This window comes from Pseudomonas sp. Irchel s3a12 (genome assembly GCF_900187485.1).
Lineage (GTDB): Bacteria > Pseudomonadota > Gammaproteobacteria > Pseudomonadales > Pseudomonadaceae > Aquipseudomonas > Aquipseudomonas neuropathica.
The window spans coordinates 342,356-367,238 of sequence record NZ_FYDN01000003.1 but is presented as its reverse complement, the minus strand read 5'-3'; the positions used below and the strand labels follow the sequence as shown (position 1 = coordinate 367,238).

Below are 24,883 nucleotides of genomic sequence, written 5' to 3'. Positions count from 1 at the left end.
CATGAAAAATCTCGTTATCGCGACTCTGGCGCTGCTCGGCAGCGCCGCAATCCATGCGGCTGAAGTTGATCAAAGTTTGATCAAACAGGGCGAATACCTCGCCCGCGCCGGTGACTGCGTAGCCTGCCACACCGCCAAGGGCGGCAAACCGTTCGCCGGTGGCCTGCCAATGGAAACGCCGATCGGCACGATCTACTCGACCAACATCACCCCGGATAAAACCGGCGTCGGTGAATACAGCTTCGAAGACTTCGATCAGGCCGTACGCCATGGCGTCGCCAAAAACGGCAGTACGTTGTACCCGGCGATGCCGTATCCGTCCTACGCGCGTGTCAGCGAAACCGACATGCAAGCGCTGTACGCGTATTTCATGCACGGCGTAGAACCGGTGGCACAGGAAAACAAGGGCAGTGATATTCCATGGCCGTTGAGCATGCGCTGGCCGCTGATGGGCTGGCGCTGGATGTTTGCGCCGAAGGTCGAGGACTACAAGCCAGTCGGTGACGACGCCGTCATCAGTCGTGGCGCGTATCTGGTCGAAGGCCTCGGCCACTGCGGTGCCTGCCATACACCACGCGCGCTGACCATGCAGGAAAAATCCCTGAGTGCGGCTGACGGTACAACCTTCCTCGCCGGCAGTGCGCCGCTGGAAGGCTGGATCGCCAAAAGCCTGCGCGGCGATCACAAGGATGGCCTCGGCGGCTGGAGCGAAGAGCAACTGGTGCAGTTTCTCAAGACCGGGCGCAGCGATCGCAGCGCGGTGTTCGGCGGCATGAGCGACGTGGTCACCCACAGCATGCAATACATGACCGATGCCGACCTGACCGCGATTGCCCGCTACCTCAAATCACTGCCGGCCACTGATCCGAACGATCAACCGCATCAGTACGATGAGAAAGCCGCCAAAGCACTGTGGAACGGTGACGACAGTCAGCGTGGTGCTGCGGTGTACATCGACAACTGCGCGGCGTGCCACCGCACCGATGGTCACGGCTACACCCGGGTGTTCCCGGCGCTGGCGGGCAATCCGGTGCTGCAATCGGAAGACCCGACTTCGTTGATTCACATTGTGCTCAAGGGCGGTACGTTGCCGGCGACGCACACGGCACCGTCGACGTTCACCATGCCGGGCTTTGCCTGGCGCCTGTCGGACCAGGAAGTGGCGGATGTGGTGAGTTTCATTCGTGGCAGTTGGGGCAACAAAGGCGCGCCAGTTGACGCTGAAGATGTAGCCAATCTACGCAAGAACGATATGCAAACGACTTCCGGGGATGATTTGGGGCAAGTCACTACGCATAACTGACGGATGTGATTGATACGCCGTTGGCACGGTTCGACTTTTCGTGCGGTGTCAGCGGCCGATCAACGCTTGGGCTGAAAGCCTTTAAACTGCGCAAATGCATCGGCCAGCTGCAGATAAAGCTTCTCGTCGTATTTGTCGATGTCGCCATCGCCGTCAGTATCGACGGCGTCTTCGCAGATCACGTCATAACGACCATTGGCCTGCGACGACGAAGCAAAAAGCGAATAGTCGTAATCCATCATTTCGGTCGCGTCCTCGCTGTAGTGATAAAAAGCGATTTCCGGACTTGCATCCCGATCCATATCCGCGATTTCCAGCAGTATTCTGATAGCCATGGATGAAACCCTGCAGATTGATTGCGTGCTTGAGATTAGGTTTGGCGAGAATTCCGGTCTACTGTCAAAGCTGACAGGGTGTATGCCCAGCCAGTCCTTTACCGGCCACCTGCCATTTACCGTCTCTTCTTCTAAAACAATAAAGCCCTGCATGAGTCGTCATGCAGGGCTTTATTTTTATTTGCTGTGAGATTCTTACATTTTCAATTACGGATTAACGATACTTACATAAGCCTTGGCCAGTGCAATCAACTTCGCTTTGTCGTCGTTATCAATATCGCCATCACCGTCCACATCTTTCTTGTTGGTGCGAACAGTGAACGTTTTGCCACGGTCGCTGGACACCGCCACTACGTAGATCGAGTCGACCAGCGCCTCGGTAGGCAGTTCCTGTTCGGCGTTCCAGCCCAGTTCCTTTCGTGCCAGTTGCATCGAAACAATGGTGTTGGGTTCCGATGCATTGGGTTGCATCATTTGCACAAAGACACCGCGTTGATTGAGGTAAGACATGAATTAAATCCTTTTAATTTAGTTATCGGACAAGTGCCACTCGGAGTAGCCAAGGCTATCTTTGATAACTTGTCGCGACAATCAAACATATGTATCTCGGGTTGTACTTCGGCTCTGCACCTATATATAAATTTTGGAACTCAACAAGTATCCCATCGCTGAACGGTACTGGATCACAGCGGGCTTGCTCATGTACTGTATGCATATACAGATCTGGAGCCTGCCCAATGATCAACCCTCTCCCCCAGCGCGGTCGCGGCACCGCCAGCAACCCGCACAACCGCTTCGCGCCGAACCGTTCGGTGGCCGAGGATGACGGCTGGTATCAGGAGGTGCCGCTGACCCAAGGCACCGAGGTGATGATCGAAACCGCGAAAACCATCATTACCCGCAATACCTCTCCGGATCTGCCCTTCGACCGCTCGATCAATCCCTACCGTGGCTGCGAGCATGGCTGCATCTATTGCTACGCACGGCCCAGCCACGCTTATTGGGACATGTCGCCAGGGCTGGACTTCGAAACCAGGCTGATCGCCAAGACCAACGCCGCCCAAGTGCTGGAGGAACAGCTCGGGAAAAAAGGCTATCAATGTGCGCCGATCAACCTGGGCTCCAACACCGATCCGTATCAGCCGATCGAGCGCGAACACAAAATCACCCGGCAGACCCTCGAAGTGCTTCTGCGCTATCGACATCCCGTGACCATCGTCACCAAAGGCTCGCTGATTCTGCGCGATCTCGACCTGCTGACCGAGTTGGCCGAGCAACGCCTGGTCGCGGTGATGATCAGCCTGACCACGCTCGATGACGAGCTCAAACGCATCCTCGAACCGCGCGCTGCTGCACCCAAAGCGCGATTGCGCGCCATTCGGGTCATGCGCGAAGCAGGCATACCGGTCGGCGTGCTGTGTTCACCGATGATTCCGATGATCAACGACAGCGAGATCGAAAACCTGCTTAACGAAGCCCACGCGGCCGGAGCACAAAGCGCTGCCTATATGATGCTGCGTCTGCCGCTGGAAGTGGCGCCGCTGTTCGAAGAATGGCTTCAGGCGCACTATCCGCAACGCGCCGCGCATGTGCTGAGCCTGATCCGCCAGAGCCGTGGCGGCGAGCTCTACGACAGTCGTTTCGGCGCACGCATGCGCGGCGAAGGGGTGTTCGCCGACCTGCTCGCGCAACGATTTGCCAAAGCCATCAAGCGTCTGGGCATCAATCACCGCGAAAGCTACAACCTCGATTGCACTGCCTTCTGTCCGCCGGGTCGCCAGATGTCGTTGATTTAGCGACAATTGGCCTATGGTTGAGGGGTTGGAATCCTTCCGCCGAAATCACTCAGTCACGTTTTTTGTGACCTGGAACACACGTGCTAGAGCGTTTGATTCAGTTTGAGTTAAGTTTCGGCGGCTACCTTGTTCATCGAGTGACTGACGGGTCGGGATGACCCGGATGTTTTAAACAGCCACTGGCTTCATACCGGAATACATGGGAACGACTCCCCTAATCCGCCAAAGAGGATGAATCATGAGTGACAAGGATAAACAGCCGTTGGCTGCGTCGGCGCAAACCCCTGAAGCGGAATCCGCCGATGCAGCGCTGCGACAGATCGTAGACGGCTTTTTGCATTTTCATCATGAGGTCTTTCCCCAGCAGGAAGAACTCTTCAAGAAACTCGCCACGGCCCAAGCGCCAAAGGCGATGTTCATCACCTGCGCCGACTCGCGCATCGTCCCTGAGCTGATCACCCAGAGCTCGCCGGGCGATCTGTTCGTGACCCGTAACGTCGGCAACGTTGTCCCGCCTTACGGCCAGATGAACGGCGGCGTATCCACCGCTATCGAATACGCGGTACTGGCGCTTGGCGTGCAGCACATCATCATCTGCGGCCACTCCGATTGCGGCGCCATGCGTGCGGTGCTCAATCCGGACAGCCTGGAAAAGATGCCGACAGTCAAAGCCTGGCTGCGCCACGCTGAAGTCGCGAAAACCATGGTGCACGACAACTGTCACTGCGCCGACGAAAAAGAAAGCATGCCGATCCTCACCGAGGAAAACGTCATCGCCCAATTGCAGCACTTGCGTACCCATCCTTCGGTAGCCTCGCGCATGGCGAACGGTCATCTGTTCATCCATGGCTGGGTCTACAACATCGAAACCAGCGAAATTAAAGCTTACGACGCGGATCAGGGACGTTTCCTGCCGCTCGATGGTAGCCATCCGATTCCGGTGGCGACGCCCAAAGCGCGCTTCTAAATCTTCCTAAACATCTGTGTGGTTTGACGCCGGCCGCTGTTTCAGCGGTTCGGCGAAGCCATGCCTGAAGAAAACTTCGGGAGAATCGCCATGCGTGCGGCTCAATTGAAAGCGGTGTTGCCACGGGAGTTGCTCGCTTCAGTGGTTGTGTTTCTGGTCGCGTTGCCGCTGTGCATGGGTATCGCGATTGCGTCAGGATTGCCACCGGCCAAAGGTCTGATCACCGGGATCATCGGCGGTCTGGTGGTTGGCTGGCTGGCGGGTTCGCCTTTGCAGGTCAGCGGGCCGGCGGCGGGTCTGGCGGTGTTGGTGTTTGAACTGGTGCGCCAGCACGGCATTGAAATGCTAGGGCCGATTCTGCTGCTCGCCGGTTTCCTGCAACTGGTGGCCGGGCGCTTGAAACTCGGTTGCTGGTTTCGGGTTACGGCGCCAGCGGTGGTTTACGGGATGCTGGCGGGGATTGGCGTATTGATCGTGCTGTCGCAGGTGCATGTGATGCTCGATGCCTCACCAAAACCGTCTGGACTGGACAACCTCACGGCATTCCCGGCAGCCGTGGCGCAAGCCTTGCCGTCGTTCGGCTGGCAGGCCGGACTCCTCGGGCTGTCGACGATTGCGGTGATGTGGCTATGGGAAAAATTTCGCCCGCATTCGCTACGTTTCGTGCCCGGTGCATTGCTCGGCGTGGGTCTGGCGACAGCTGCCAGTCTGCTGCTGGCGTTGCAGGTCAAACGTGTTGAAGTACCGGCGAATCTGGCCGAAGCCATTGATTGGCTGAAACCGGCGGACCTGCTCAGCCTGGCCGATCCTACGCTGCTGATCGCCGCGTTCGCCGTGGCGTTTATCGCCAGCGCCGAAACCCTGTTGTCCGCCGCTGCGGTGGATCGTATGCACAGCGGCGTGCGTTCGGACTTCGACCGTGAGCTGTCGGCGCAAGGTGTCGGCAACATGCTCTGCGGTCTGCTCGGGGCACTGCCGATGACCGGGGTGATCGTGCGCAGTTCGGCCAACGTACAGGCTGGTGCGACCACGCGTTACTCGACGATCTTCCATGGTCTGTGGCTGCTGGCGTTCGTGCTGTTGCTGTCGAGTGTGCTGCAAAGCATTCCGGTGGCGAGTCTGGCGGGTGTGCTGGTGTACACCGGGTTCAAACTGGTCGATCTCAAAGCGTTTCGAGGTCTGGGTCGTTATGGGCGGATGCCGATGTTCACCTATGCGGCGACGGCGCTGTCGATAATCTTCACTGACCTGCTGACCGGGGTGTTGATCGGTTTCGGTCTGACGATGTTGAAACTGGCGTTCAAGGCTTCGCGATTGAAGATCAGCCTGATCGATCTGCCGCAGGACGGCGAGATGGAGTTGCGTCTGGTCGGCGCGGCGACATTCCTCAAAGTGCCGGCGTTGACGCAAGTACTGGGCAGTATTCCGCAGGGGACGACGGTGCATGTGCCGCTCAATAACCTGAGCTACATCGACCATTCGTGTCTGGAGTTGCTGGAGGAGTGGGGCCGGGCGAATGCGGCGAAGGGCTCGAAGCTGTTGATTGAGTCGCGCGGGTTGAAGCGCAGGCTTGAGGGACGGATTCGCACAACTACCGGAATCGGCGCTGCCGGCTAAATTTGCTGGTTGAACTCAACCCCTGTAGGAGCTGCCGCAGGCTGCGATCTTTTGATGTTGTTTTTAACAATCAAGATCAAAAGATCGCAGCCTGCGGCAGCTCCTACATTGGATCGTGTGAACTCAAGCAGCAGGCTGGTCCAGTTCCAGGCCCACACCCAGGCGTCGGCTCATGCATGGCCAGCGTTTCCACGCGGCGCCGGTGTCCGGGCTGCTGAGTTTGCCGCGGTAGGCTTCTACCGACTCCAAGGCAAAACTCTCGTCGTTGAGCATCTCGTCGATGGCGTGATGCACCGCTTCGTCCAGTTGGTTGGCAAATTCCTCACCGATCAATTGGTGAGCAATCAAGTTAGCGACCGTCATGTCCAAGGGGATCAGTGGCTGGCCGAAATGCTTGATGTACAGGTCGTTGACCTCTTCAACAAAACGGTGCGCCAGATAGGCTTCGTCGAGCAGGCTATCCAGGCCAACGTGCCCGGCCATGATGGCTGGCGGCTGGAGGAAATACTGCTCGGCGATTTTCAGCACCGGTTTGATCTGCGATTCGATTCCCGCTTCCCTGGCAACTTCATTGGCTGCATCCAGCAGGTCTGGCACTTCATCAATGTAGGCGGCGACAAAACGCGTCAGCACACCGTTGGCGTCGGCTTCCGGCAATTGGATCGCCGGGTGTAAATGAGGCAGCTTGCTTTCCAGCTGACGGGTCAGCAGGCCGGTTTCTTTTTCGTGTTGTTGGGCTTTTTGGATCTGCTCGCGCAATGCGGCGGTGTTCATGAAAACTCCAGGAAACAAGGCAATGAAATAGGGAAGACATAACTTAGCTGGCTTACGAAAAATGCTAAGACGCATTTGTCATAATTATTTCATCCTTGATGCACCTGCGTTATATCGGTTTGCCACCACTCGTCTGCATCCTTCTCCATTCGTGCCCTTGAACGCAAGTGCCAGCTGTTTCAGCTGATTTACGTGCGCACATTGCAATTTCCCGTCGCTGTCTATACTCGCCATTGAATGGAGTTAGCTGATGACGCCCGACTGCACCCGCAGCAAGGCCCGGCGATTCAAGTTCGTAGTCTGATGCAGCCGCTCCCTTGCCGCAGGCGAAAGCCGGCGGGATAACAAGAACGATAAGGGGAACCCGCAATGATGCGACATCCACACGTCTGGATGGGCCTCCTGTTGTGGTCGATTTTCAGTCCGGCACACGCTGCCTGGACTGTGAATATGGCGCCTGGAGCGACTGAAATCAGTCACGCAGTATTCGACCTGCACATGACCATTTTCTGGATCTGTGTGGTGATCGGGATCATCGTCTTCGGCGCCATGTTCTGGTCGATGATGGTGCACCGCCGTTCTACCGGGCAGGTCGCCGCAAAATTCCACGAAAGCACTACCGTCGAAATTCTCTGGACCGTCGTACCGTTCCTGATTCTGGTGGCGATGGCCGTACCGGCGACCGCCACCTTGATCAAGATGTACGACACCAGTGAGCCGGATATCGATATCCAGATCACCGGTTATCAGTGGAAGTGGCACTACAAATACCTGGGCCAGGACGTCGAGTTCTTCAGCAACCTGGCCACCCCCGCCGAGCAGATCCACAACAAGGAAACCAAGAGCGAGCATTACTTGCTCGAGGTCGACAAGCCGTTGGTGCTGCCGACCGGCGCCAAAGTGCGCTTCCTCGTGACTTCCGCCGACGTCATTCACTCCTGGTGGGTGCCGGCCTTCGCGGTGAAACGCGATGCGATCCCGGGATTCGTCAACGAGGCGTGGACGCGCATCGACAAGCCCGGCATTTACCGTGGCCAGTGCGCCGAACTGTGCGGCAAGGATCACGGCTTCATGCCGATCGTGGTCGAGGTCAAGGACAAGGCCGACTACGACAAGTGGCTCGCCGAGCGCAAAGCCGAGGCCGCGCAGCTTAAAGAGCTGACCAGCAAGGAATGGACCCTCGACGAACTCAAGGAGCGCGGCGACAAGGTCTACCACACCACCTGCGTTGCCTGTCACCAGGCCGAAGGCCAAGGCCTGCCGCCGATGTTCCCGGCGCTCAAGGGCTCGAAAATTGCCACCGGCCCGATCAAGGATCACTTGAGCATTGTCTTCCACGGCAAACCCGGCACCGCCATGGCGGCGTTCGGCAAGCAGCTGTCGGAAGTCGATATCGCAGCGGTCGTGACCTACGAACGTAACGCCTGGGGCAACAACAAGGGCGACATGGTCACGCCAAAAGAAGTGCTGGAGCTGAAACAGGCGGAAAGCAAATGAGCCGGTCTATCGCGTACCTCGTGAACCGGCCGGGGCAGCGCGCCCCGGCCCGCCCCACCCACTCACGTAAAGGAGACCGGCCATGAGCGCTGTCATCGATGACCACGGTCATGCCGACCACGCCCACGGCCCCGCCAAAGGCCTGATGCGCTGGGTGCTGACCACCAACCACAAGGACATCGGCACGCTGTACCTGTGGTTTGCGTTCTCCATGTTCCTGCTCGGCGGTACGTTCGCGATGGTGATTCGCGCCGAACTGTTCCAGCCAGGGCTGCAGATCGTCGAACCGGCGTTCTTCAACCAGATGACCACCATGCATGGTCTGGTGATGGTCTTCGGTGCGGTGATGCCGGCCTTCGTCGGCCTCGCCAACTGGATGATCCCGTTGATGATCGGCGCGCCGGACATGGCCCTGCCACGGATGAACAACTTCAGCTTCTGGCTGCTGCCGGCGGCGTTCCTGATCCTGGTGTCGACCCTGTTCACCCCGGGTGGCGGGCCGAACTTCGGCTGGACGTTCTATGCGCCGCTGTCGACGACTTATGCACCGGAAAGCGTGACCTTCTTCATCTTCGCCATCCACTTGATGGGGATCAGTTCGATCATGGGCGCGATCAACGTGGTCGCGACCATCCTCAACCTGCGCGCTCCCGGCATGACGCTGATGAAAATGCCGCTGTTCGTCTGGACCTGGCTGATCACCGCGTTCCTGCTGATCGCGGTGATGCCGGTGCTGGCCGGGTGCGTGACGATGATGCTGATGGACATCCACTTCGGAACCAGTTTCTTCAGTGCTGCCGGTGGCGGTGACCCGGTGTTGTTCCAGCATGTGTTCTGGTTCTTCGGGCATCCCGAGGTGTACATCATGATCCTGCCGGCCTTCGGCGCCGTCAGCTCGATCATCCCGACCTTCTCGCGCAAGCCGCTGTTCGGCTACACCTCGATGGTCTACGCGACGGCGAGCATCGCCTTCCTGTCGTTCATCGTCTGGGCGCACCACATGTTCGTGGTCGGCATTCCGTTGGTGGGCGAGCTGTTCTTCATGTACGCCACGCTGCTGATCGCGGTGCCGACCGGGGTGAAGGTGTTCAACTGGGCCAGCACCATGTGGCAAGGCTCGCTGACCTTCGAAACGCCGATGCTGTTCGCGGTGGCGTTCGTGATCCTGTTTTCCATCGGCGGTTTCTCCGGACTGATGCTGGCCATCGCCCCGGCAGACTTCCAGTACCAGGACACCTACTTTGTGGTCGCGCACTTCCACTACGTGCTGGTGCCGGGGGCGATCTTCGGGATCTTCGCCTCGACTTACTACTGGCTGCCGAAATGGACCGGCCACATGTACGACGAAACCCTCGGCAAGCTGCATTTCTGGCTGTCGTTCGTCGGCATGAACCTGACCTTCTTCCCGATGCACTTCGTCGGGCTTGCGGGAATGCCGCGACGGATTCCGGACTACAACCTGCAGTTCGCCGACTTCAACATGGTCTCCTCGATTGGCGCGTTCATGTTCGGCGCGACGCAGATATTCTTCCTGTTCATCGTCATCAAGACCATTCGCGGCGGCCCGCCAGCACCGGCCAAGCCTTGGGATGGTGCGGAAGGTCTGGAGTGGAGCGTGCCGTCACCGGCGCCGTATCACACCTTCACCACACCGCCGGAAGTGAAATGAACACAGATCTCCCTGTGGGAGCGAGCCTGCTCGCGAAGAACGATGACGCGGTTCATCTGATGCACCGAGTTGTCTGCTTCGCGAGCAGGCTCGCTCCCACAAGGGATCTGATGAGAGGCATGAACCATGGCTGATTCGATCTCGATGAAAAAACTCGTCACCCGCCTGCTCGGCGTGGTGGTGGCGATGTTTGTGTTCGGTTTTGCCCTGGTGCCGATCTACGACGTGATGTGCAAAGCCTTCGGCATCAATGGCAAGACCGGTGGGCAGTACGAGGGTGAGCAGGTGGTCGACACTTCCCGCCAGGTCCGTGTGCAGTTTCTGTCGACCAATAACGTCGACATGCCGTGGGATTTCTACCCCAAGCATGACGAACTCACCGCCAATCCCGGCGCGGTCAACGAGATGATCTTTATCGCACGCAATCCCACTGACAAACCGATGAGTGCGCAAGCCGTACCGAGCATCGCGCCGAGCAACGCGGCGGCGTATTTCCACAAGACCGAATGCTTTTGCTTTACCCAGCAGGTGCTGCAGCCCGGTCAGCAGATCGAGATGCCAGTGCGCTTCATTGTTGACCGCGACATGCCCAAGGATGTGAAGCACCTGACGCTGTCCTACACGCTGTTCGATATCACCGCCCGACATCCGCCGGTGGCTGTAAACACTGGCGGTTGAGCGTGCCCGATAAGGAGAACAATAAATGGCAACTCATGAGCATTATTACGTTCCGCCCCAAAGCAAATGGCCGATCATTGCCACCTTCGGCATGGCCATCACCGTTTATGGTCTGGCCGTCTGGTTCAACGATCTGAAGGCGACGCGCCCGGAATCCCACGGCCCGTACATCTTTTTCGTCGGCAGCCTGTTGCTGGCGTACATGCTGTTCGGCTGGTTTGGGGCGGTGATCAAGGAAAGCCGCGCGGGGCTTTACAGCGCGCAGCTGGATCGCTCGTTTCGCTGGGGCATGAGTTGGTTCATCTTCTCCGAGGTGATGTTCTTCGCTGCCTTCTTCGGCGCGCTGTTTTATGTGCGGCACGTTTCCGGACCAGCACTCGGCGGTGAAGGCACCAAAGGCATCGCGCACATGCTCTGGCCGAACTTCCAGTTCACCTGGCCGCTGCTGCACACGCCGGATCCGAAACTGTTCCCGCCGCCCAAGGACGTCATCAGCCCGTGGGGCCTGCCGCTGATCAACACGATCCTGCTGGTCAGCTCCAGTGTGACCATCACCATCGCTCACCATGCCTTGAAGAAGGGCCATCGCGGCGCACTGAAAATCTGGCTGGCGATCACCGTGCTGCTCGGCTGCGCGTTTCTCGGTTTCCAGGCTGAGGAATACATTCACGCCTATCACGAACTGGGCCTGACCCTCGGTTCGGGCATTTATGGCGCGACGTTCTTCATGCTCACCGGTTTCCACGGCGCCCACGTGACCATCGGCACGATCATTCTGTTTGTGATGCTGATGCGCATCATGAAGGGCCACTTCGACAACGAGCACCAGTTCGGTTTCGAAGCGGCGAGCTGGTATTGGCACTTCGTCGACGTGGTGTGGATCGGGCTCTTTATCTTCGTTTACGTGCTCTGAGGACCAGAGCTACCAAGGCGCATGCGACACCAGTTGGCCGCTGTAAAAGCCCCAGGCGATCAAGCCGACGGTGGCGGCGGCCAATGCCACCCGAACACTCAAGGCGATGACCAGGTGATTGGAACTGCTGTCGTCCTTGACCAGGAAAAACAGGCCGCTGAACAGGCTGATCACCGTGGCAATCAGCATCAGGACGATGGCTGTTTTGAGCATGGGAAGAACTCCGGGGGACAGGCGATGCAGTTGAGTATAGCGATCGCAACGACTGACTTTGTGGCGCAGCCATGAAGCGCTTTCGCCCAGGCGTGATACCGACCGTGGTGGTGGCGTTGTTGCTGCCGCTGCTGGTTTCGCTAGGCTTATGGCAATTGAGTCGGGGTGCCGAGAAAACCGCCCTGCTCGCCAGTTACGCGGAACGCCGCGCTGCCGAACCGATGGCCAGCAGCGAACTGCTCAATAGCGCTGATCCGGCTTATCGCCGCGTGCATCTGCACGGCCAGTTCGATGCTGCGCACAGTTTGCTGCTGGATAACCGCCAGCGTAACGGCAAGGTCGGCGTCGAGTTGCTGCAACCCTTTCAGGATCAACGCACCGGATTGTGGCTGCTGGTCAATCGCGGCTGGCTGCCGTGGCCGGATCGCCGCGTGCCGCCACAATTCACTACGCCCAGTGAAGCGTTGAATGTCGATGCCTGGGTCTACGTCGCCCCTGGCGCCACTTTTCAGTTGCACGCCGACCCGGTCAGCAGCACCTGGCCGCAAACCATCACTGCCGTCGAACCCGTCAAGCTGTGGAAAACCCTTGAGCGCGACGGCTTCACCTACGAATTACGCGCCGAACCCGGCCCGGCCAGCTACGAGGCCGATTGGCCGGTGGTCGCCATGGGCCCGGAAAAACACCTCGGTTACGCCGTGCAGTGGTTCGCCATGGCCACCGCCCTGCTCGGCCTCTACGTCTATTTGGGCTTGCACAACGCAAAGGAGAACCACCATGGGAACGGCCATGAATCCACCCAGCATGTCTGAGGCGAAGCCTGCCGCCACCCGTCGTCGCGGGCGCATTCAGTTATTGCTGATTGTGCTTGGCGTGATCGGGCCGATGGTGCTCGCCACCGGCATGTACAAATTGCAGTTCTGGGTGCCAGAAGGTCGCAGCTATCACGGCGAACTGATCGGCAACGGCCAGACCCGCGCCGACCTCGGCGTGCAAGCGGAGGAAGAGCGCTGGCAGATACTGGTCACCGCACCGAAAGACTGCGCGGTGGACTGCCAGCAACTGGTGTATCTGGCGCGGCAGATCCAGATCGGCCTCGGTCGCGATGCCGGCCGCGCAAGCCACGCCCTTGCTGCTGCGCAACCGGTGAGCGCTGATTACGACGCCAAGCTGACCCGCGAATATCCGCAACTGCAACGCTACCCGCTGGACGCCGGTGTGTTCAGCAAGACAACCGGCGACAAAGCCACGCCGCAACTGTGGATCATCGACCCTCACGGCAATCTCGTACTGCGTTACGAGCCGAATGTAAAAGGCAAGGATCTGCTCAACGACCTGCGGCACCTGCTGAAACTGTCGAACATCGGATAAGGGCATCGTCATGGCCAAACCTGGATTTCGCCTCGCGCTGTTTGCCACCCTGCTGGCACTTATTGTGGTGCTGCTCGGCGCCTACACGCGCCTGACCCACGCAGGCTTAGGCTGTCCGGACTGGCCGGGCTGCTACGGGTTTATCAGCGTGCCGAAAAGCGAAGCCCAACTGGCCCATGCCGAACTGCATTACCCCGACTCGCCAGTGGAGGCGCACAAGGGCTGGAACGAGATGATCCACCGCTATTTCGCCGGCACCCTCGGCCTGCTTATTTCGATTCTGGCCGGACGCGCGTGGGTTAACCGTCGTCATCCGGGGCAGCCGTTGAAGTTGCCGCTGTTCCTGCTGGCCGTAGTGTTCGCGCAAGCGGCGTTCGGCATGTGGACGGTGACGCTCAAGCTCTGGCCGCAGGTGGTCACCGGGCATTTGCTCGGCGGCTTTGCGACGCTGAGTCTGCTGTTTTTACTGACGTTGCGATTGTCCGGTGTGCTGCCGGCGCTGACCGTGCCCAAGCGTTTGCAGTATTGGGCGACGGCGGGATTGTTGTTGGTGATCGGCCAGATTGCGCTGGGTGGCTGGGTCAGTTCCAACTACGCGGCGGTGGCCTGCATTGATTTCCCGACCTGCCACGGGCAATGGTTGCCACCGGCGGATTTCGCCAACGGTTTTCACCTGACCCAGCACATCGGCCCGAATTATCTGGGTGGGCAACTCGACAGCGATGCACGCACGGCGATTCACCTGACTCATCGTATCGGCGCGCTGCTGGTGACGCTGGTGCTGCTCGGTCTCGCTTGGCAATTGAAAGTGGTTGGCATGACGCGGCTGGCCGGCCTCGTGCTGATCGCCCTCGCCGCACAGATCACCCTCGGCATCAGCAACGTGTTGTTCCATCTGCCGCTGCCGGTGGCGGTCGCGCATAACGCTGGCGGTGCGGCGCTGTTGCTGACCATGGTGCTGGTCAATTACCACGCGCGCACCAGCCTGGTCCGGGTCAAACAACCGGTGCTCGCGCGCTGGCGCCTGAGCCCGCGCAAACACGCGGCCGCGCCCATCACCATAAAAGGAGAAACACCGTGGCGATTCTGATTGGCGAGCGCCCGCATCAGGCGATCTGGCGTGATTATCTGGAGCTGACCAAACCGAAAGTCGTAGTGCTGATGCTGATCACCTCGCTGGTCGGCATGTTCCTCGCGACCCGCGCCGGGGTGCCGTGGACGGTACTGGTGTTCGGTAATCTGGGCATTGCGTTGTGTGCCGGTGGCGCGGCGGCGGTCAACCATGTGGTCGATCGGCGCATCGATGCGGTGATGGCGCGCACACACAAACGGCCATTGGCGGAAGGCCGGGTGTCGCCCGCGGCGGCGCTGACCTTTGCACTGGTGCTGGCGCTGCTCGGGCAGGCCTTGTTGCTGACCTTCACCAACCCGCTGACGGCTTGGCTGACCCTGGCTTCGCTGCTCGGTTACGCAGTGATCTACACCGGTTTCCTCAAACGCGCGACGCCACAGAACATCGTTATCGGTGGCCTCGCCGGCGCCGCGCCACCGCTGCTCGGCTGGACGGCTGCCACCGGCCACGTCAGTGCCGAACCGTTGTTGCTGGTGCTGATCATCTTCGCCTGGACGCCGCCGCACTTCTGGGCGCTGGCGATCCATCGCAAAGAGGAATACGCCAAGGCCGACATCCCGATGCTGCCGGTCACCCACGGCGAGCACTACACCAAAGTACACATTCTGCTGTACACCTTTGCGCTGCTGGCGGTAAGTCTGCTGCCTTACGTGATTCACATGAGCGGCATGCTCTACCTGATTTGCGCCCTCGCCCTCGGCGCAAGGTTTCTGCAATGGGCCGTGGTGCTGTACCGTGGCACTCGGCCGCACGCGGCGATCAACACCTTCAAGTACTCTATTTGGTACTTGTTTCTGCTGTTCATTGCCCTGCTCGTAGACCACTACTTACTGTTGAACCTATGACTCGAACCCAGAAAACCGTCTTCATCCTCGTCGCCGTGATCGCGCTGATCCTGGGACTTACCGTCAACAAAGTACTGAGCGGCAAGGGCCAGGGCGACCCGACTGCGCTGATCGACGCCGGCATTATCCTGCTGCCGCAGAGCCGCAATCTGCCGGATGTGACGATGACCGATCAGGACGGCAAACCGGTGGCGATCAACGAGTTGAAAGGCAAGTGGAGCCTGCTGTTCTTCGGCTACACGTTCTGCCCGGACATCTGCCCGACAACGTTGGCGCAGCTGCGGCAGATCAAGAGTGAGCTGCCGAAAGACGCTGTGGATAAGTTGCAGATCGTGCTGGTCAGCGTTGATCCGAACCGCGATAACCCCAAGCAGTTGAAGCAGTACCTAGGCTATTTTGATCCCCAGTTCATTGGCCTGACGCCGACTTCGATCGAAGAGCTGCAGAAGGTGGCGAACGCGGTGAGTATTCCGTTTATTCCGGCGGATACCAGTAAGCCGAATTACACGGTGGATCACAGCGGTAATCTCGCGGTGATCGGCCCGGACGGGACGCAGCGGGGGTTTATTCGGGCGCCGTTGAATAATGCCAAACTGGTTGCGCAGCTGCCGGTGATGCTTAACCGCAAATAAAAGCTGAAGAGCGAAAAGCCCCTCACCCTAGCCCTCTCCCAGAGGGAGAGGGCTAGGGTGAGGTGTTTGTTCGAGTTGCGCCGACCTGCAATTGTGAGTCGAACTCAGGCTCGAAAAGCTTGAAGATCGGCCCCCTCTCCCTCGGGAGAGGGCTGGGGTGAGGGGAAGCTTCACAGCAGGTCCAAAGCCAAGCACAAGACACAAAAAAGGGGACGCGCATGGCGTCCCCTTTTCGTTGCAGCATTCCTGAATCAGAACGCCGGCAACACCGCGCCTTTGTACTTCTCGGTAATGAATTTCTTCACTTCCGGGCTGTGCAGCGCAGCAGCGAGTTTCTTCATCGCGTCGCTGTCCTTATTGTCCGCGCGGGACACGAGGATGTTCACGTACGGCGAGTCGTTGCCTTCGATTACCAGCGCATCCTTGGACGGATCGAGCTTGGCTTCCAGCGCGTAGTTGGTGTTGATCAGCGCCAGATCGACCTGGGTCAGCACGCGCGGGATGGTCGCGGCTTCCAGTTCACGGATTTTCAGGTCTTTCGGGTTTGTCGCAATGTCTTTGACGGTCGACAGGATGTTGGTCGGATCCTTCAAAGTGATCACGCCAGCCTTGGCCAGCAGCAACAGCGCGCGGCCGCCGTTGGTGGCGTCGTTCGGGATCACCACGTTGGCGCCGCTTGGCAGATCCTTCAGGTCCTTGAGCTTGCTCGAGTAAGCGCCCAGCGGCTCCAGGTGCACACCGGTCACGGCAACCAGACTAGTGCCCTTGGCCTTGTTGAACTCATCGAGATACGGCTGGTGCTGGAAGAAGTTGGCGTCCAGACGCTTTTCCGCGACCTGTACGTTCGGCTGAATGTAGTCGGTAAAGACCTTGACCTTCAGCTCCACGCCTTCTTTGGCTAGCGCCGGCTTCACGAACTCGAGGATTTCTGCGTGCGGCACCGGAGTGGCGGCAACGGTCAGGGTTTCGGCGTGGGCCGAGAATGCTGCAACGGCAGCAAAAGCAGCGATCAGTTTTTTCATTCAGCTAACTCCTTATGAGGCGCCCGTCTGGCGCCTGCCAGCGAATGGCCGGCTCATCTGTTCAATACAAAACTGCTTATTTGCGCGAGAAATGCACGACCAGTCGATCACCGACCATCTGCAGCACTTGCACCAGAATCAACAGCAACACCACGGTGACGATCATCACGTCTGTCTGGAAACGCTGGTAACCGAAACGGATCGCCAGGTCGCCGAGACCACCGGCACCGACCACACCGGCCATTGCCGTGTAGGACACCAGTGTAATCGCCGTCACCGTAATCGCCGCGAAGATGCCCGGGCGGGCTTCCGGCAGCAAAGCGTTCATGATGATCTGCCGCGTGGTCGCGCCCATCGACTGGGTCGCTTCGATGATCCCGCGATCGACTTCACGCAGCGCGGTTTCCACCAGACGTGCGAAGAACGGTGTGGCACCGACCACCAGTGGCGGAATCGCACCGGCCACGCCCAGCGACGTGCCGGTGATCAGCACGGTGAACGGGATCATAACGATCAACAGAATGATGAACGGCAGCGAACGCAGGATGTTCACCGCCAGCGACATGAACGCGTAGAGGCCACGGTTTTCCAGCAACTGACGCGGGCTGCACAGAAACAGCAACACGCCCAGCGGCAGGCCGAGCAATACGGTGAACAGCAGCGAACCACCGAGCATCAGCATCGTATCGCCGGTTGCCAGCCAGATTTCGTACCAGTCGATATTGGTGAAGAAACTGATCAGGTCTTCCATTAGCGCAATACCTCCATGTGAACGTCAGCGGCGGTGAAGCGGGCGAACGCCGCTTCCATGTCGCCACCGGTGACGGCGAGGGTCAATTGCCCGTACGGAATGTCTTTGATGCGGTCGATACGACCGGCGAGGATGCTGTAGTCGACGCCGGTTTCCCGGGCGACGGTGCCAAGCAACGGCGCGTAGGTCGCTTCGCCCTGGAAGGTCAGACGCACGATGCGGCCCGGCACGTGAGCGAAGTCATCACGCTGCTCGCTTTCGTCGATCTGCTCGCTTTCCTGCACAAAACGCTTGGTGGTCGGGTGTTTTGGATGCAGGAACACATCGGCCACCGAACCTTGCTCGACGATCACGCCAGCGTCCATCACCGCCACTTGATCGCAGACGCGACGTATCACGTCCATCTCGTGGGTGATCAGGACGATGGTCAGTTTCAGTTCGCGGTTGATCTCGGCCAGCAGTTGCAGGACCGACGCGGTGGTCTGCGGGTCGAGGGCACTGGTGGCCTCGTCGCACAGCAGAATCTTCGGCTTGGTCGCCAGGGCGCGGGCGATGCCGACGCGCTGCTTCTGACCGCCGGACAATTGCGCCGGGTACTTCTTGGCGTGGTCGGACAGACCGACGCGCGCCAGCAATTCGGCAACACGCTTGTCGATTTCGCTGCCCGACAGTTCGCCGGCCAGGGTCAGCGGCAACGCAACGTTGTCGGCCACGGTCTTGGAGGCAAGCAGGTTGAAGTGCTGGAAGATCATCCCGACTTGCTGGCGGAAACGGCGCAGGCCTTTGGCGTCGAGCGCGGTGACTTCTTCGCCGTCGACGATGATCTTGCCGCCACTGGAGTTCTCCAGGCGATTGATCAGACGCAGCAGGGTACTTTTGCCCGCGCCGGAATGGCCGATGAGGCCGAACACCTGCCCGTTCTCGATAGAGAGACTGGTCGGGTGCAGCGCGGGAATGTCCTTACCGGCGACGCGGTAAGTCTTGTGGACGTTTTGAAACTCGATCACGTAGCGAACCTTGTGGGGCGCGTTAGAAAAGGATCAGCGGTTAGCCGGGCGCGCATTTTAGCCTGTCCGTATAGAGGTTCTTAGCATTTATTTCGCAATTAACCTTCGATTTGGCAATAACAAGATCAAAGGTCATAAAAAAGGAACGTCCAAAGCAGCCCATCAGTCACTAAGTAAGCGACTTGAAAACCCTGGGTGCCGTGCCCGGGAACCACTCAAGAGTCCCCGGCCAGCATCGGGGTCAACCGAGGAGTTTACGACTGATGAGCAAGAAGCCTACGACCGATAAAAGCCAGATGGCCGGAACCGATGCCCCGGATCGCGCCAACACCAACGCCAAACTCGACAGCCTGGAAAAGTTTCGCTCCGACGCCACCGGCCAGGCCCTGCGCACCAACCAAGGTGTGAAGATCGCTGACAACCAGAACACCCTCAAGGCCGGCCCTCGTGGGCCGTCGCTGCTTGAAGACTTCATCATGCGGGAAAAGATCACGCATTTTGACCATGAGCGGATCCCGGAACGCATCGTCCATGCGCGCGGCACCGGCGCGCATGGTTTCTTTCAGGCCTACGAGAACCATTCGACGCTGACCAAGGCCGGTTTCCTACAAGATCCGGGTAAGAAGACTCCAGTGTTCGTGCGCTTTTCCACGGTTCAGGGCCCACGCGGTTCCGGCGACACCGTGCGTGACGTACGCGGTTTCGCGGTGAAGTTCTTCACCGATGAAGGCAACTTCGACTTGGTCGGCAACAACATGCCGGTGTTCTTTATTCAGGACGCGATCAAGTTTCCCGACTTCGTCCACGCGGTCAAACCCGAACCGCACAATGAAATCCCAACCGGTGGCTCAGCTCACGATACCTTCTGGGATTTCGTTTCGCTGGTGCCGGAATCGGCGCACATGGTCATCTGGGCGATGTCTGACCGGGCGATCCCGAAAAGCCTGCGCAGCATGCAGGGCTTCGGCGTGCACACCTTCCGTCTGATCAACGCGGAGGGCAAATCGCGCTTCGTCAAATTCCACTGGCGCCCTACCGCCGGCACTTGTTCGCTGGTGTGGGACGAGGCGCAGAAGCTTGCCGGTAAAGACACCGACTACCACCGTCGCGACCTCTGGGAAGCGATCGAAATGGGCGATTACCCGGAATGGGAACTCGGCGTACAGATCATCGAGGAGGAAAACGAGCACGACTTCGACTTCGATATCCTCGACCCGACCAAGCTGATCCCCGAAGAAATCGTGCCGATCACGCCGCTGGGCAAGATGACGCTGAACCGCAACCCGGACAACTTCTTTGCCGAGACCGAGCAGGTCGCGTTCTGCCCTGGCCACATCGTGCCGGGCATCGACTTCTCCAATGACCCGCTGCTGCAAGGTCGGCTGTTTTCCTACACCGACACGCAAATCAGCCGACTCGGTGGGCCGAATTTTCACGAGTTGCCGATCAACCGGCCGGTTGCGCCGTTCCACAATGGCCAGCGTGATGCGCAGCACCGCACGGTGATCGACAAGGGCCGCGCCTCGTATGAGCCGAACTCGATTGATGGCGGCTGGCCGAAAGAAACCCCGCCGGCCGCGCAAGACGGCGGTTTCGAAAGCTATCCAGAGCGCATCGATGCGAACAAGATCCGCCAGCGCAGCGAGTCGTTCAGCGATCACTTCTCCCAGGCGACGCTATTCTTCAACAGCATGAGCGATCACGAGAAGGAGCACATCATTGCCGCTTACAGCTTCGAGCTGGGCAAGGTTGAGCGCGAGTTCATCCGTGTGCGGGAAGTGAACGAGATTCTGGCCAACATTGACCTCGAACTGGCCAAGCGCGTTGCGGCCAATCTAGGTCTGCCGGCACCAGGCAAAGGCACGGTCGAGGCTCGTAAAACCTCTTTCGATCATTCGCCGTCATTGAGTCAGGCCAACCTGTTGCCGGAAAACATCAAGACGCGAAAAGTGGCGATTCTTGCCGCGAATGGCGTCGATGGTGCAGCGATTGATGCGATTAAGAAGGCTTTGGCGGCTGAAGGTGCGCATGCCAAGTTACTCGGCCCAACTTCAGCGCCGGTGAAGACCGCTGACGGCAAAATGTTGCCAGTAGATGCTTCGATGGAAGGCATGCCGTCGGTGATTTTTGACGCGGTGTTCGTGCCGGGTGGCGCGGCGTCGGTGAAGGCGTTGAGCGGTGATGGCGTGGCGCTGCACTACCTGCTGGAGGCGTACAAGCATCTGAAGGCGATTGCGTTGCACGGCGAGGCCAAGCAATTGCAGGATCTGCTGAAACTGGAGGCGGATGACGGATTGCTGCAGGGCAAGGATGTGCCAGCGTTGACCAAGCCGTTCTTTGCGGCGATCGGGCAGCATCGGGTTTGGGCGCGGGAGCCTAAGGCGAAAGCCATTCCGGCTTAAGATCTTCGGGAATAGAAAGACCGCTTTCGCGAGCAGGCTCGCTCCCACAAGGGTTCTCCTTTAAACACGAATTTTGTGTTCTCTGGAGATCCCTGTGGGAGCGAGCCTGCTCGCGAAGCTTCTTAGGGTTTACGCGGGCTCAGAACCATCTGCGCCGGCACTGTGCGCACGGTCTGTTTCACGATCTTCAGATCAAAATCCGGGTTCAACTTCTTCACCCGCTTGGTCAGCAGAGTCGCCAGCCACGGATAGTCATCGGTGCGCGGTGCCTGAATGGTCACCCCACACTCGTAATTCACCACATCAGCGGCGATCGCGTCGAGTTGACGACGAAGTTTGCGGCTATCGGTGATGTTCAGCGCAACCGTAGTGCTCTCAGCGGTCGGATCAATCACTTTAGCTTTCGGCTTGGCCTCGGCGGCCAGCAATGCAGCCTCAGCCTTTTCCAGCTCAGCCTTGCGCGCTTCAGTAATGGCACCGTTGACGCCACCGGTCAGCGCCGGCGCTTTCGGCATCAACGCGCGAGCACGGCTTAACGCCGTAGCGGCAGCATTCACATCGCCCTTCTGCAGCACGATCTGGCTGCGACGCAGATACGCTTCGGCCAATTGCCGCTGGTATTGCTCAAGGGATTGATCGTTTGGGGTTTCTTTCTGCAAAGCGGCCAACTGATCTTCGGCAGTGGCCAGTTCGCTGCTGGCCAGGCTTTGCTCCAGCTGTGCGATGGCCGTAGCTCGCGCATCGGGGACTTCGGCCACCGGCGGCGTGCTTTGGCAGGCGCCCAGTAGCACTGAAAATGCGACAAGGAGCAGATAACGGGAGGCGAACGGCTTCATTCCTGCGACTCTCTATTTGCGCAAAAAGCGGCCAAGTCTACACCCCACGACGGGGCAGAACAAAACTCAACAGAAACAGTGCGGCCGCCGTCACAACGATTGACGGGCCGGCCGGGGTGTCCTTGAACCACGACAACGCCAGCCCGCCACACACGGCGAGCATGCCCAGCAGGCTCGCGCCCAGCGCCATCTGCTCCGGCGAGCGGGCGTGACGCTGTGCCGCAGCCGCCGGGATGATCAGCAGTGAGGTAATCAGCAACACGCCGACAATTTTCATCGCCACCGCGATCACCACCGCAATCAACAACATCAGCGCCATGCGCAGACCTGCAACCGGCAGGCCTTCGACCTTGGCCAACTCTTCGTGCACGGTAATCGCCAGCAACGGCCGCCACAGCGTCACCAGCAACACCAGCACCGCCGCACTGCCGCCGAGGATCCACGCCAGATCGGTTGGACTGATCGCCAGCAGGTCGCCGAACAGATAGGCCATCAGGTCGATCCGCACTTCATGCATGAAGCTTAGTACCACCAGGCCGAGAGAGAGCGTGCTCGGTGCGAGAATTCCCAAAAGCGTGTCAGACGCCAGCGGTTGGCGCTGTTGCAGCGTGACCAGCAGCACCGCCAGCAGCAGACAGCCTACGGTCACCGCAACGGTTGGGCTGACATCCAGCAGAAAGCCCAACGCCACACCGAGCAAGGCAGCGTGGGACAAGGTGTCGCCGAAATACGCCATGCGCCGCCAGACCACGAACGAACCCAGCGGACCTGCAACGATCGCCAACGCCAGACCTGCAAGCAGGGCATACAACAGAAAATCAGCCATGCTTGCAGTTGTCTCCGTGAACGTGAGGTTGGCCAATAACCGGCCCTTTGACCACCGAACCGTGCAGGTCGTGAGCGTGGTCGTGATGGTGGTGATAAACCGCCAGGCTCTGCGCGTTCTTGCCGAACAGCTCGACGAACGCCGGATCGCCACTGACCTGCTCGGGATGCCCGGAGCAGCAGACGTGACGGTTGAGGCAGACCACCTGATCGGTGGTGCTCATCACCAAATGCAAATCGTGGGACACCATCAACACGCCGCAGCCATGGCGGTCGCGCAGACGGGTGATCAGGCTGTACAACTCGGCTTGGCCCGCGACATCGACGCCCTGCACCGGCTCGTCGAGTACCAGCAATTCCGGCTCGCGCAGCAATGCCCGCGCCAGCAGCACACGCTGCATTTCACCACCGGAAACGCTTTGCACCGGGCTGTCGATGACGTGTTCGGCGCCAACTTCTTTCAGCGCAGCCAGCGCACGCGGGCGGTCAACGCCCGGTACCAAGCGCAGAAAACGCAACACCGAAAGCGGCAAGGTCGGATCGACGTGAAGTTTTTGCGGCATGTAGCCGACGCGCAGTTTCGGCTTGCGCCAGACACTGCCGCTGTCCGGCTTCAACAAACCAAGCACGGCGCGCACCAGCGTAGTCTTGCCGGCGCCGTTGGGGCCGATCAGGGTAACGATCTGCCCGGGCTCGACGCTCAGCTCGATGTTGTCCAGCACAGCCTGCCCGGCAAATGTGACGGCGACCTGTTCCAGACGGATCAGCGCATTGCTCATCAAGCCCCCTGGCAACCAGAGCACAGGCCGACGACTTCGACGGTCTGCGCTTCGACGATGAAACCAACGTCTTTGGCGCTGTTGATGATCGCGTCACTGATCACTTTTTGCTCAAGCTCGATGGCAGCGTGGCAATCGCGGCAGATCAGGAACTGGCCCTGATGCGCGTGTTCCGGGTGCACGCAGCCGACGAAGGCGTTCAGCGAAGAAATGCGATGCACCAGGCCGTTTTCCAGGAGGAAATCCAGCGCGCGGTACACCGTCGGCGGTGCGGCGCGGCGGCCATCCTGCTCGCTCAGCACCGCAAGAATGTCGTAGGCGCCCAGCGGCTTGTGGCTCTGCCACACCAGTTCCAGCACCCGGCGGCGCAACGCGGTCAGGCGCAAGCCTTTCTGGGCGCACAAGGTATCGGCCTCGGACAAAGCGCTGTGCACGCAATGAGAGTGGTCGTGGGGACGGCTGGCAATCGGTGTAATAGGCATGGGCGGCGACGAGTTTTGATAGAGACGTTATTATGTTACCCGTTCTCGCCTCCTTGAGTGGTCATCGTGTCCCGACTTTTTTCTGTTTTTGTGGCTTTTGTCGCCAGTTTTCTGCTGATCGGTTCGGCTCAGGCCGAGGTCAAAGTCCTCACCAGCATCAAACCGTTGCAGCTGATTGCAGCGGCCGTGCAGGACGGCGTAGCGATTCCCGAAGTGCTGCTGCCGCCGGGTGCTTCGCCACACAATTACGCGCTGCGGCCATCCGACGTACGGAAGGTGCAATCGGTGGATCTGCTCTACTGGATCGGCCCGGACATGGAAGGCTTTCTGCCGCGCGTGTTGAACGGTCGAACGCTGCCGAGCGTCGCGGTGCAGGATCTGCCAGGGATGAAACTGCGGCGTTTCGCTGAGGACAGCCACTCCCACGCCGAAGAGGCTGACGAGCATGATCACGATCACCGTCCTGGCACGCTCGATGCGCACTTGTGGTTATCACCGGTCAATGCGCGGGTAATTGCCGACAAAATGGCCGCGGACTTGAGCGCCGTTGATCCGGCCAATGCCGAGCGCTATCAGAAAAACGCCAAGGCATTTGACGAACGTCTGGACGCACTGGATCAGCGTTTGAAGAAGCGTCTGGCCAGCGTTGAAGGCAAGCCGTACTTCGTCTTTCACGAGGCGTTTGATTACTTTGAAGAGGCTTATGGCCTGAAGCATGCCGGCGTGTTCAGCGTGGCCGCCGAAGTGCAGCCCGGTGCGCAGCATGTTGCGGCGATGCGCAAGCGTTTGCAGGAAGTGGGCAAGACCTGTGTGTTCAGTGAGCCGCCATTGCGTCCGCGTCTGGCCGAAACCCTGGTGGCGGGTTTGCCGGTGAAACTGGCTGAGCTGGATGCGTTGGGCGGGTACACCCCGGCGACGGCTCAGGGCTATGAGCAAGTGCTAGAGAAGTTGGGCAATGATCTGGCGGGATGCCTGGAATCTCTGTAGCCGCATAGAAAAAGATCGCAGCCTTCGGCAGCTCCTACAGGTAATCCCAT

General features: G+C 59.3%; 26 protein-coding genes. 15 read left to right on the top strand and 11 right to left on the bottom strand.

What is annotated here, in order from left to right:
- Position 1 precedes the first annotated feature (1 nt).
- The gene (locus tag CKW14_RS07880; RefSeq protein ID WP_095125100.1) at positions 2 to 1,303 is read left to right on the top strand and encodes a cytochrome c; all 1,302 of its coding nucleotides are present in this window, start codon (positions 2 to 4) and stop codon (positions 1,301 to 1,303) included.
- A 59-nt stretch (positions 1,304 to 1,362) separates the two neighbouring features.
- On the opposite strand, the gene CKW14_RS07875 is transcribed toward CKW14_RS07880, so the two are convergent.
- Together CKW14_RS07875 and CKW14_RS07870 are read right to left on the bottom strand one after the other, a co-directional pair.
- Positions 1,363 to 1,638: a hypothetical protein gene (locus CKW14_RS07875; RefSeq protein ID WP_095049527.1), complete on the bottom strand. Its 276-nt coding sequence runs from the start codon at positions 1,636 to 1,638 to the stop codon at positions 1,363 to 1,365.
- 207 nt (positions 1,639 to 1,845) lie between these two features.
- Positions 1,846 to 2,148: a hypothetical protein gene (locus CKW14_RS07870; RefSeq protein WP_095049528.1), complete on the bottom strand. Its 303-nt coding sequence runs from the start codon at positions 2,146 to 2,148 to the stop codon at positions 1,846 to 1,848.
- 227 nt (positions 2,149 to 2,375) lie between these two features.
- On the opposite strand from CKW14_RS07870, the gene CKW14_RS07865 reads away from it, so the two are divergent.
- The 3 genes from CKW14_RS07865 (at position 2,376) to CKW14_RS07855 (ending at position 6,018) form a co-directional block, all read left to right on the top strand.
- Positions 2,376 to 3,434, top strand: coding sequence for a PA0069 family radical SAM protein (locus CKW14_RS07865; RefSeq protein ID WP_093429491.1), 1,059 nt, complete (start codon positions 2,376 to 2,378; stop codon positions 3,432 to 3,434).
- Positions 3,435 to 3,672: 238 nt separating this feature from the next.
- Positions 3,673 to 4,401: a carbonic anhydrase gene (locus CKW14_RS07860; RefSeq protein ID WP_064116616.1), complete on the top strand. Its 729-nt coding sequence runs from the start codon at positions 3,673 to 3,675 to the stop codon at positions 4,399 to 4,401.
- 90 nt (positions 4,402 to 4,491) lie between these two features.
- Positions 4,492 to 6,018, top strand: coding sequence for a SulP family inorganic anion transporter (locus tag CKW14_RS07855; protein WP_095049529.1), 1,527 nt, complete (start codon positions 4,492 to 4,494; stop codon positions 6,016 to 6,018).
- Between the two features lie 123 nt (positions 6,019 to 6,141).
- Here the strand turns inward: CKW14_RS07855 and CKW14_RS07850 are convergent, their stop codons facing one another.
- Positions 6,142 to 6,792 (bottom strand): hypothetical protein, encoded by a 651-nt coding sequence (locus CKW14_RS07850; protein WP_095049530.1) that lies wholly within the window; start codon positions 6,790 to 6,792, stop codon positions 6,142 to 6,144.
- Positions 6,793 to 7,161: 369 nt separating this feature from the next.
- Here CKW14_RS07850 and coxB point away from each other — a divergent pair, with 369 nt between their 5' ends.
- From coxB to CKW14_RS07830, 4 genes are all read left to right on the top strand, one after another.
- On the top strand, positions 7,162 to 8,289 hold the full coding sequence (coxB, locus tag CKW14_RS07845) for a cytochrome c oxidase subunit II (RefSeq protein WP_095049531.1): 1,128 nt from the start codon (positions 7,162 to 7,164) through the stop codon (positions 8,287 to 8,289).
- A gap of 82 nt (positions 8,290 to 8,371) precedes the next feature.
- Positions 8,372 to 9,958, top strand: a complete 1,587-nt coding sequence (gene ctaD / locus CKW14_RS07840; RefSeq protein WP_007911725.1) for a cytochrome c oxidase subunit I — start codon at positions 8,372 to 8,374, stop codon at positions 9,956 to 9,958.
- A gap of 126 nt (positions 9,959 to 10,084) precedes the next feature.
- Complete coding sequence (locus CKW14_RS07835) at positions 10,085 to 10,636, top strand: cytochrome c oxidase assembly protein (protein ID WP_053125438.1); 552 nt, start codon at positions 10,085 to 10,087, stop codon at positions 10,634 to 10,636.
- Positions 10,637 to 10,661: 25 nt separating this feature from the next.
- A complete protein-coding gene (locus tag CKW14_RS07830; RefSeq protein WP_095049532.1) occupies positions 10,662 to 11,549 on the top strand; it encodes a cytochrome c oxidase subunit 3 in 888 nt (295 codons plus the stop codon).
- Between the two features lie 9 nt (positions 11,550 to 11,558).
- Here CKW14_RS07830 and CKW14_RS07825 read toward each other — a convergent pair whose 3' ends face one another.
- Positions 11,559 to 11,762, bottom strand: a complete 204-nt coding sequence (locus tag CKW14_RS07825) for a twin transmembrane helix small protein (protein ID WP_095125099.1) — start codon at positions 11,760 to 11,762, stop codon at positions 11,559 to 11,561.
- A gap of 71 nt (positions 11,763 to 11,833) precedes the next feature.
- Between CKW14_RS07825 and CKW14_RS07820 the strand changes: the two genes are divergently transcribed.
- Genes CKW14_RS07820 through CKW14_RS07800 form a run of 5 tightly spaced genes read left to right on the top strand, consistent with a single transcriptional unit; the run spans position 11,834 to position 15,742 of the window.
- Entirely contained in the window at positions 11,834 to 12,574 is a 741-nt protein-coding gene (locus tag CKW14_RS07820) for an SURF1 family protein (RefSeq protein WP_095125098.1), read from the top strand.
- Positions 12,540 to 13,133 carry a hypothetical protein gene (locus tag CKW14_RS07815; RefSeq protein ID WP_095125097.1) on the top strand — a complete coding sequence of 198 codons (594 nt, stop codon included), beginning with the start codon at positions 12,540 to 12,542 and terminating at the stop codon, positions 13,131 to 13,133. Before CKW14_RS07820 ends, CKW14_RS07815 begins: the two co-directional genes overlap by 35 nt.
- A 10-nt stretch (positions 13,134 to 13,143) precedes the next feature.
- Positions 13,144 to 14,223 carry a heme A synthase gene (locus CKW14_RS07810; RefSeq protein WP_095113101.1) on the top strand — a complete coding sequence of 360 codons (1,080 nt, stop codon included), beginning with the start codon at positions 13,144 to 13,146 and terminating at the stop codon, positions 14,221 to 14,223.
- The gene (cyoE, locus tag CKW14_RS07805) at positions 14,211 to 15,110 is read left to right on the top strand and encodes a heme o synthase (protein ID WP_077575206.1); all 900 of its coding nucleotides are present in this window, start codon (positions 14,211 to 14,213) and stop codon (positions 15,108 to 15,110) included. The genes CKW14_RS07810 and cyoE overlap by 13 nt, the downstream gene beginning before the upstream one ends.
- Positions 15,107 to 15,742 carry an SCO family protein gene (locus tag CKW14_RS07800; protein ID WP_008081211.1) on the top strand — a complete coding sequence of 212 codons (636 nt, stop codon included), beginning with the start codon at positions 15,107 to 15,109 and terminating at the stop codon, positions 15,740 to 15,742. Before cyoE ends, CKW14_RS07800 begins: the two co-directional genes overlap by 4 nt.
- A 251-nt stretch (positions 15,743 to 15,993) precedes the next feature.
- Here the strand turns inward: CKW14_RS07800 and CKW14_RS07795 are convergent, their stop codons facing one another.
- From CKW14_RS07795 to CKW14_RS07785, 3 genes are all read right to left on the bottom strand, one after another.
- Complete coding sequence (locus CKW14_RS07795; RefSeq protein WP_095125096.1) at positions 15,994 to 16,764, bottom strand: MetQ/NlpA family ABC transporter substrate-binding protein; 771 nt, start codon at positions 16,762 to 16,764, stop codon at positions 15,994 to 15,996.
- A 76-nt stretch (positions 16,765 to 16,840) separates the two neighbouring features.
- Entirely contained in the window at positions 16,841 to 17,515 is a 675-nt protein-coding gene (locus tag CKW14_RS07790) for a methionine ABC transporter permease (protein ID WP_016986455.1), read from the bottom strand.
- A complete protein-coding gene (locus tag CKW14_RS07785; RefSeq protein ID WP_095049536.1) occupies positions 17,515 to 18,522 on the bottom strand; it encodes a methionine ABC transporter ATP-binding protein in 1,008 nt (335 codons plus the stop codon). The genes CKW14_RS07790 and CKW14_RS07785 overlap by 1 nt, the downstream gene beginning before the upstream one ends.
- A gap of 260 nt (positions 18,523 to 18,782) precedes the next feature.
- Here CKW14_RS07785 and katE point away from each other — a divergent pair, with 260 nt between their 5' ends.
- Positions 18,783 to 20,924 carry a catalase HPII gene (gene katE / locus CKW14_RS07780; protein ID WP_095125113.1) on the top strand — a complete coding sequence of 714 codons (2,142 nt, stop codon included), beginning with the start codon at positions 18,783 to 18,785 and terminating at the stop codon, positions 20,922 to 20,924.
- A 122-nt stretch (positions 20,925 to 21,046) separates the two neighbouring features.
- On the opposite strand, the gene CKW14_RS07775 is transcribed toward katE, so the two are convergent.
- Genes CKW14_RS07775 through CKW14_RS07760 form a run of 4 tightly spaced genes read right to left on the bottom strand, consistent with a single transcriptional unit; the run spans position 21,047 to position 23,846 of the window.
- Positions 21,047 to 21,760, bottom strand: a complete 714-nt coding sequence (locus CKW14_RS07775) for a PA5502 family lipoprotein (RefSeq protein WP_095049537.1) — start codon at positions 21,758 to 21,760, stop codon at positions 21,047 to 21,049.
- Positions 21,761 to 21,797: 37 nt separating this feature from the next.
- Positions 21,798 to 22,586, bottom strand: a complete 789-nt coding sequence (znuB, locus tag CKW14_RS07770) for a zinc ABC transporter permease subunit ZnuB (protein WP_007911758.1) — start codon at positions 22,584 to 22,586, stop codon at positions 21,798 to 21,800.
- Positions 22,579 to 23,364, bottom strand: coding sequence for a zinc ABC transporter ATP-binding protein ZnuC (znuC, locus tag CKW14_RS07765; protein WP_007911759.1), 786 nt, complete (start codon positions 23,362 to 23,364; stop codon positions 22,579 to 22,581). Before znuC ends, znuB begins: the two co-directional genes overlap by 8 nt.
- Positions 23,364 to 23,846: a Fur family transcriptional regulator gene (locus tag CKW14_RS07760; protein WP_007911760.1), complete on the bottom strand. Its 483-nt coding sequence runs from the start codon at positions 23,844 to 23,846 to the stop codon at positions 23,364 to 23,366. The genes znuC and CKW14_RS07760 overlap by 1 nt, the downstream gene beginning before the upstream one ends.
- Before the next feature lie 66 nt (positions 23,847 to 23,912).
- Here CKW14_RS07760 and CKW14_RS07755 point away from each other — a divergent pair, with 66 nt between their 5' ends.
- The gene (locus CKW14_RS07755) at positions 23,913 to 24,833 is read left to right on the top strand and encodes a zinc ABC transporter substrate-binding protein ZnuA (protein WP_095049677.1); all 921 of its coding nucleotides are present in this window, start codon (positions 23,913 to 23,915) and stop codon (positions 24,831 to 24,833) included.
- The last annotated feature ends 50 nt before the right edge of the window (positions 24,834 to 24,883 follow it).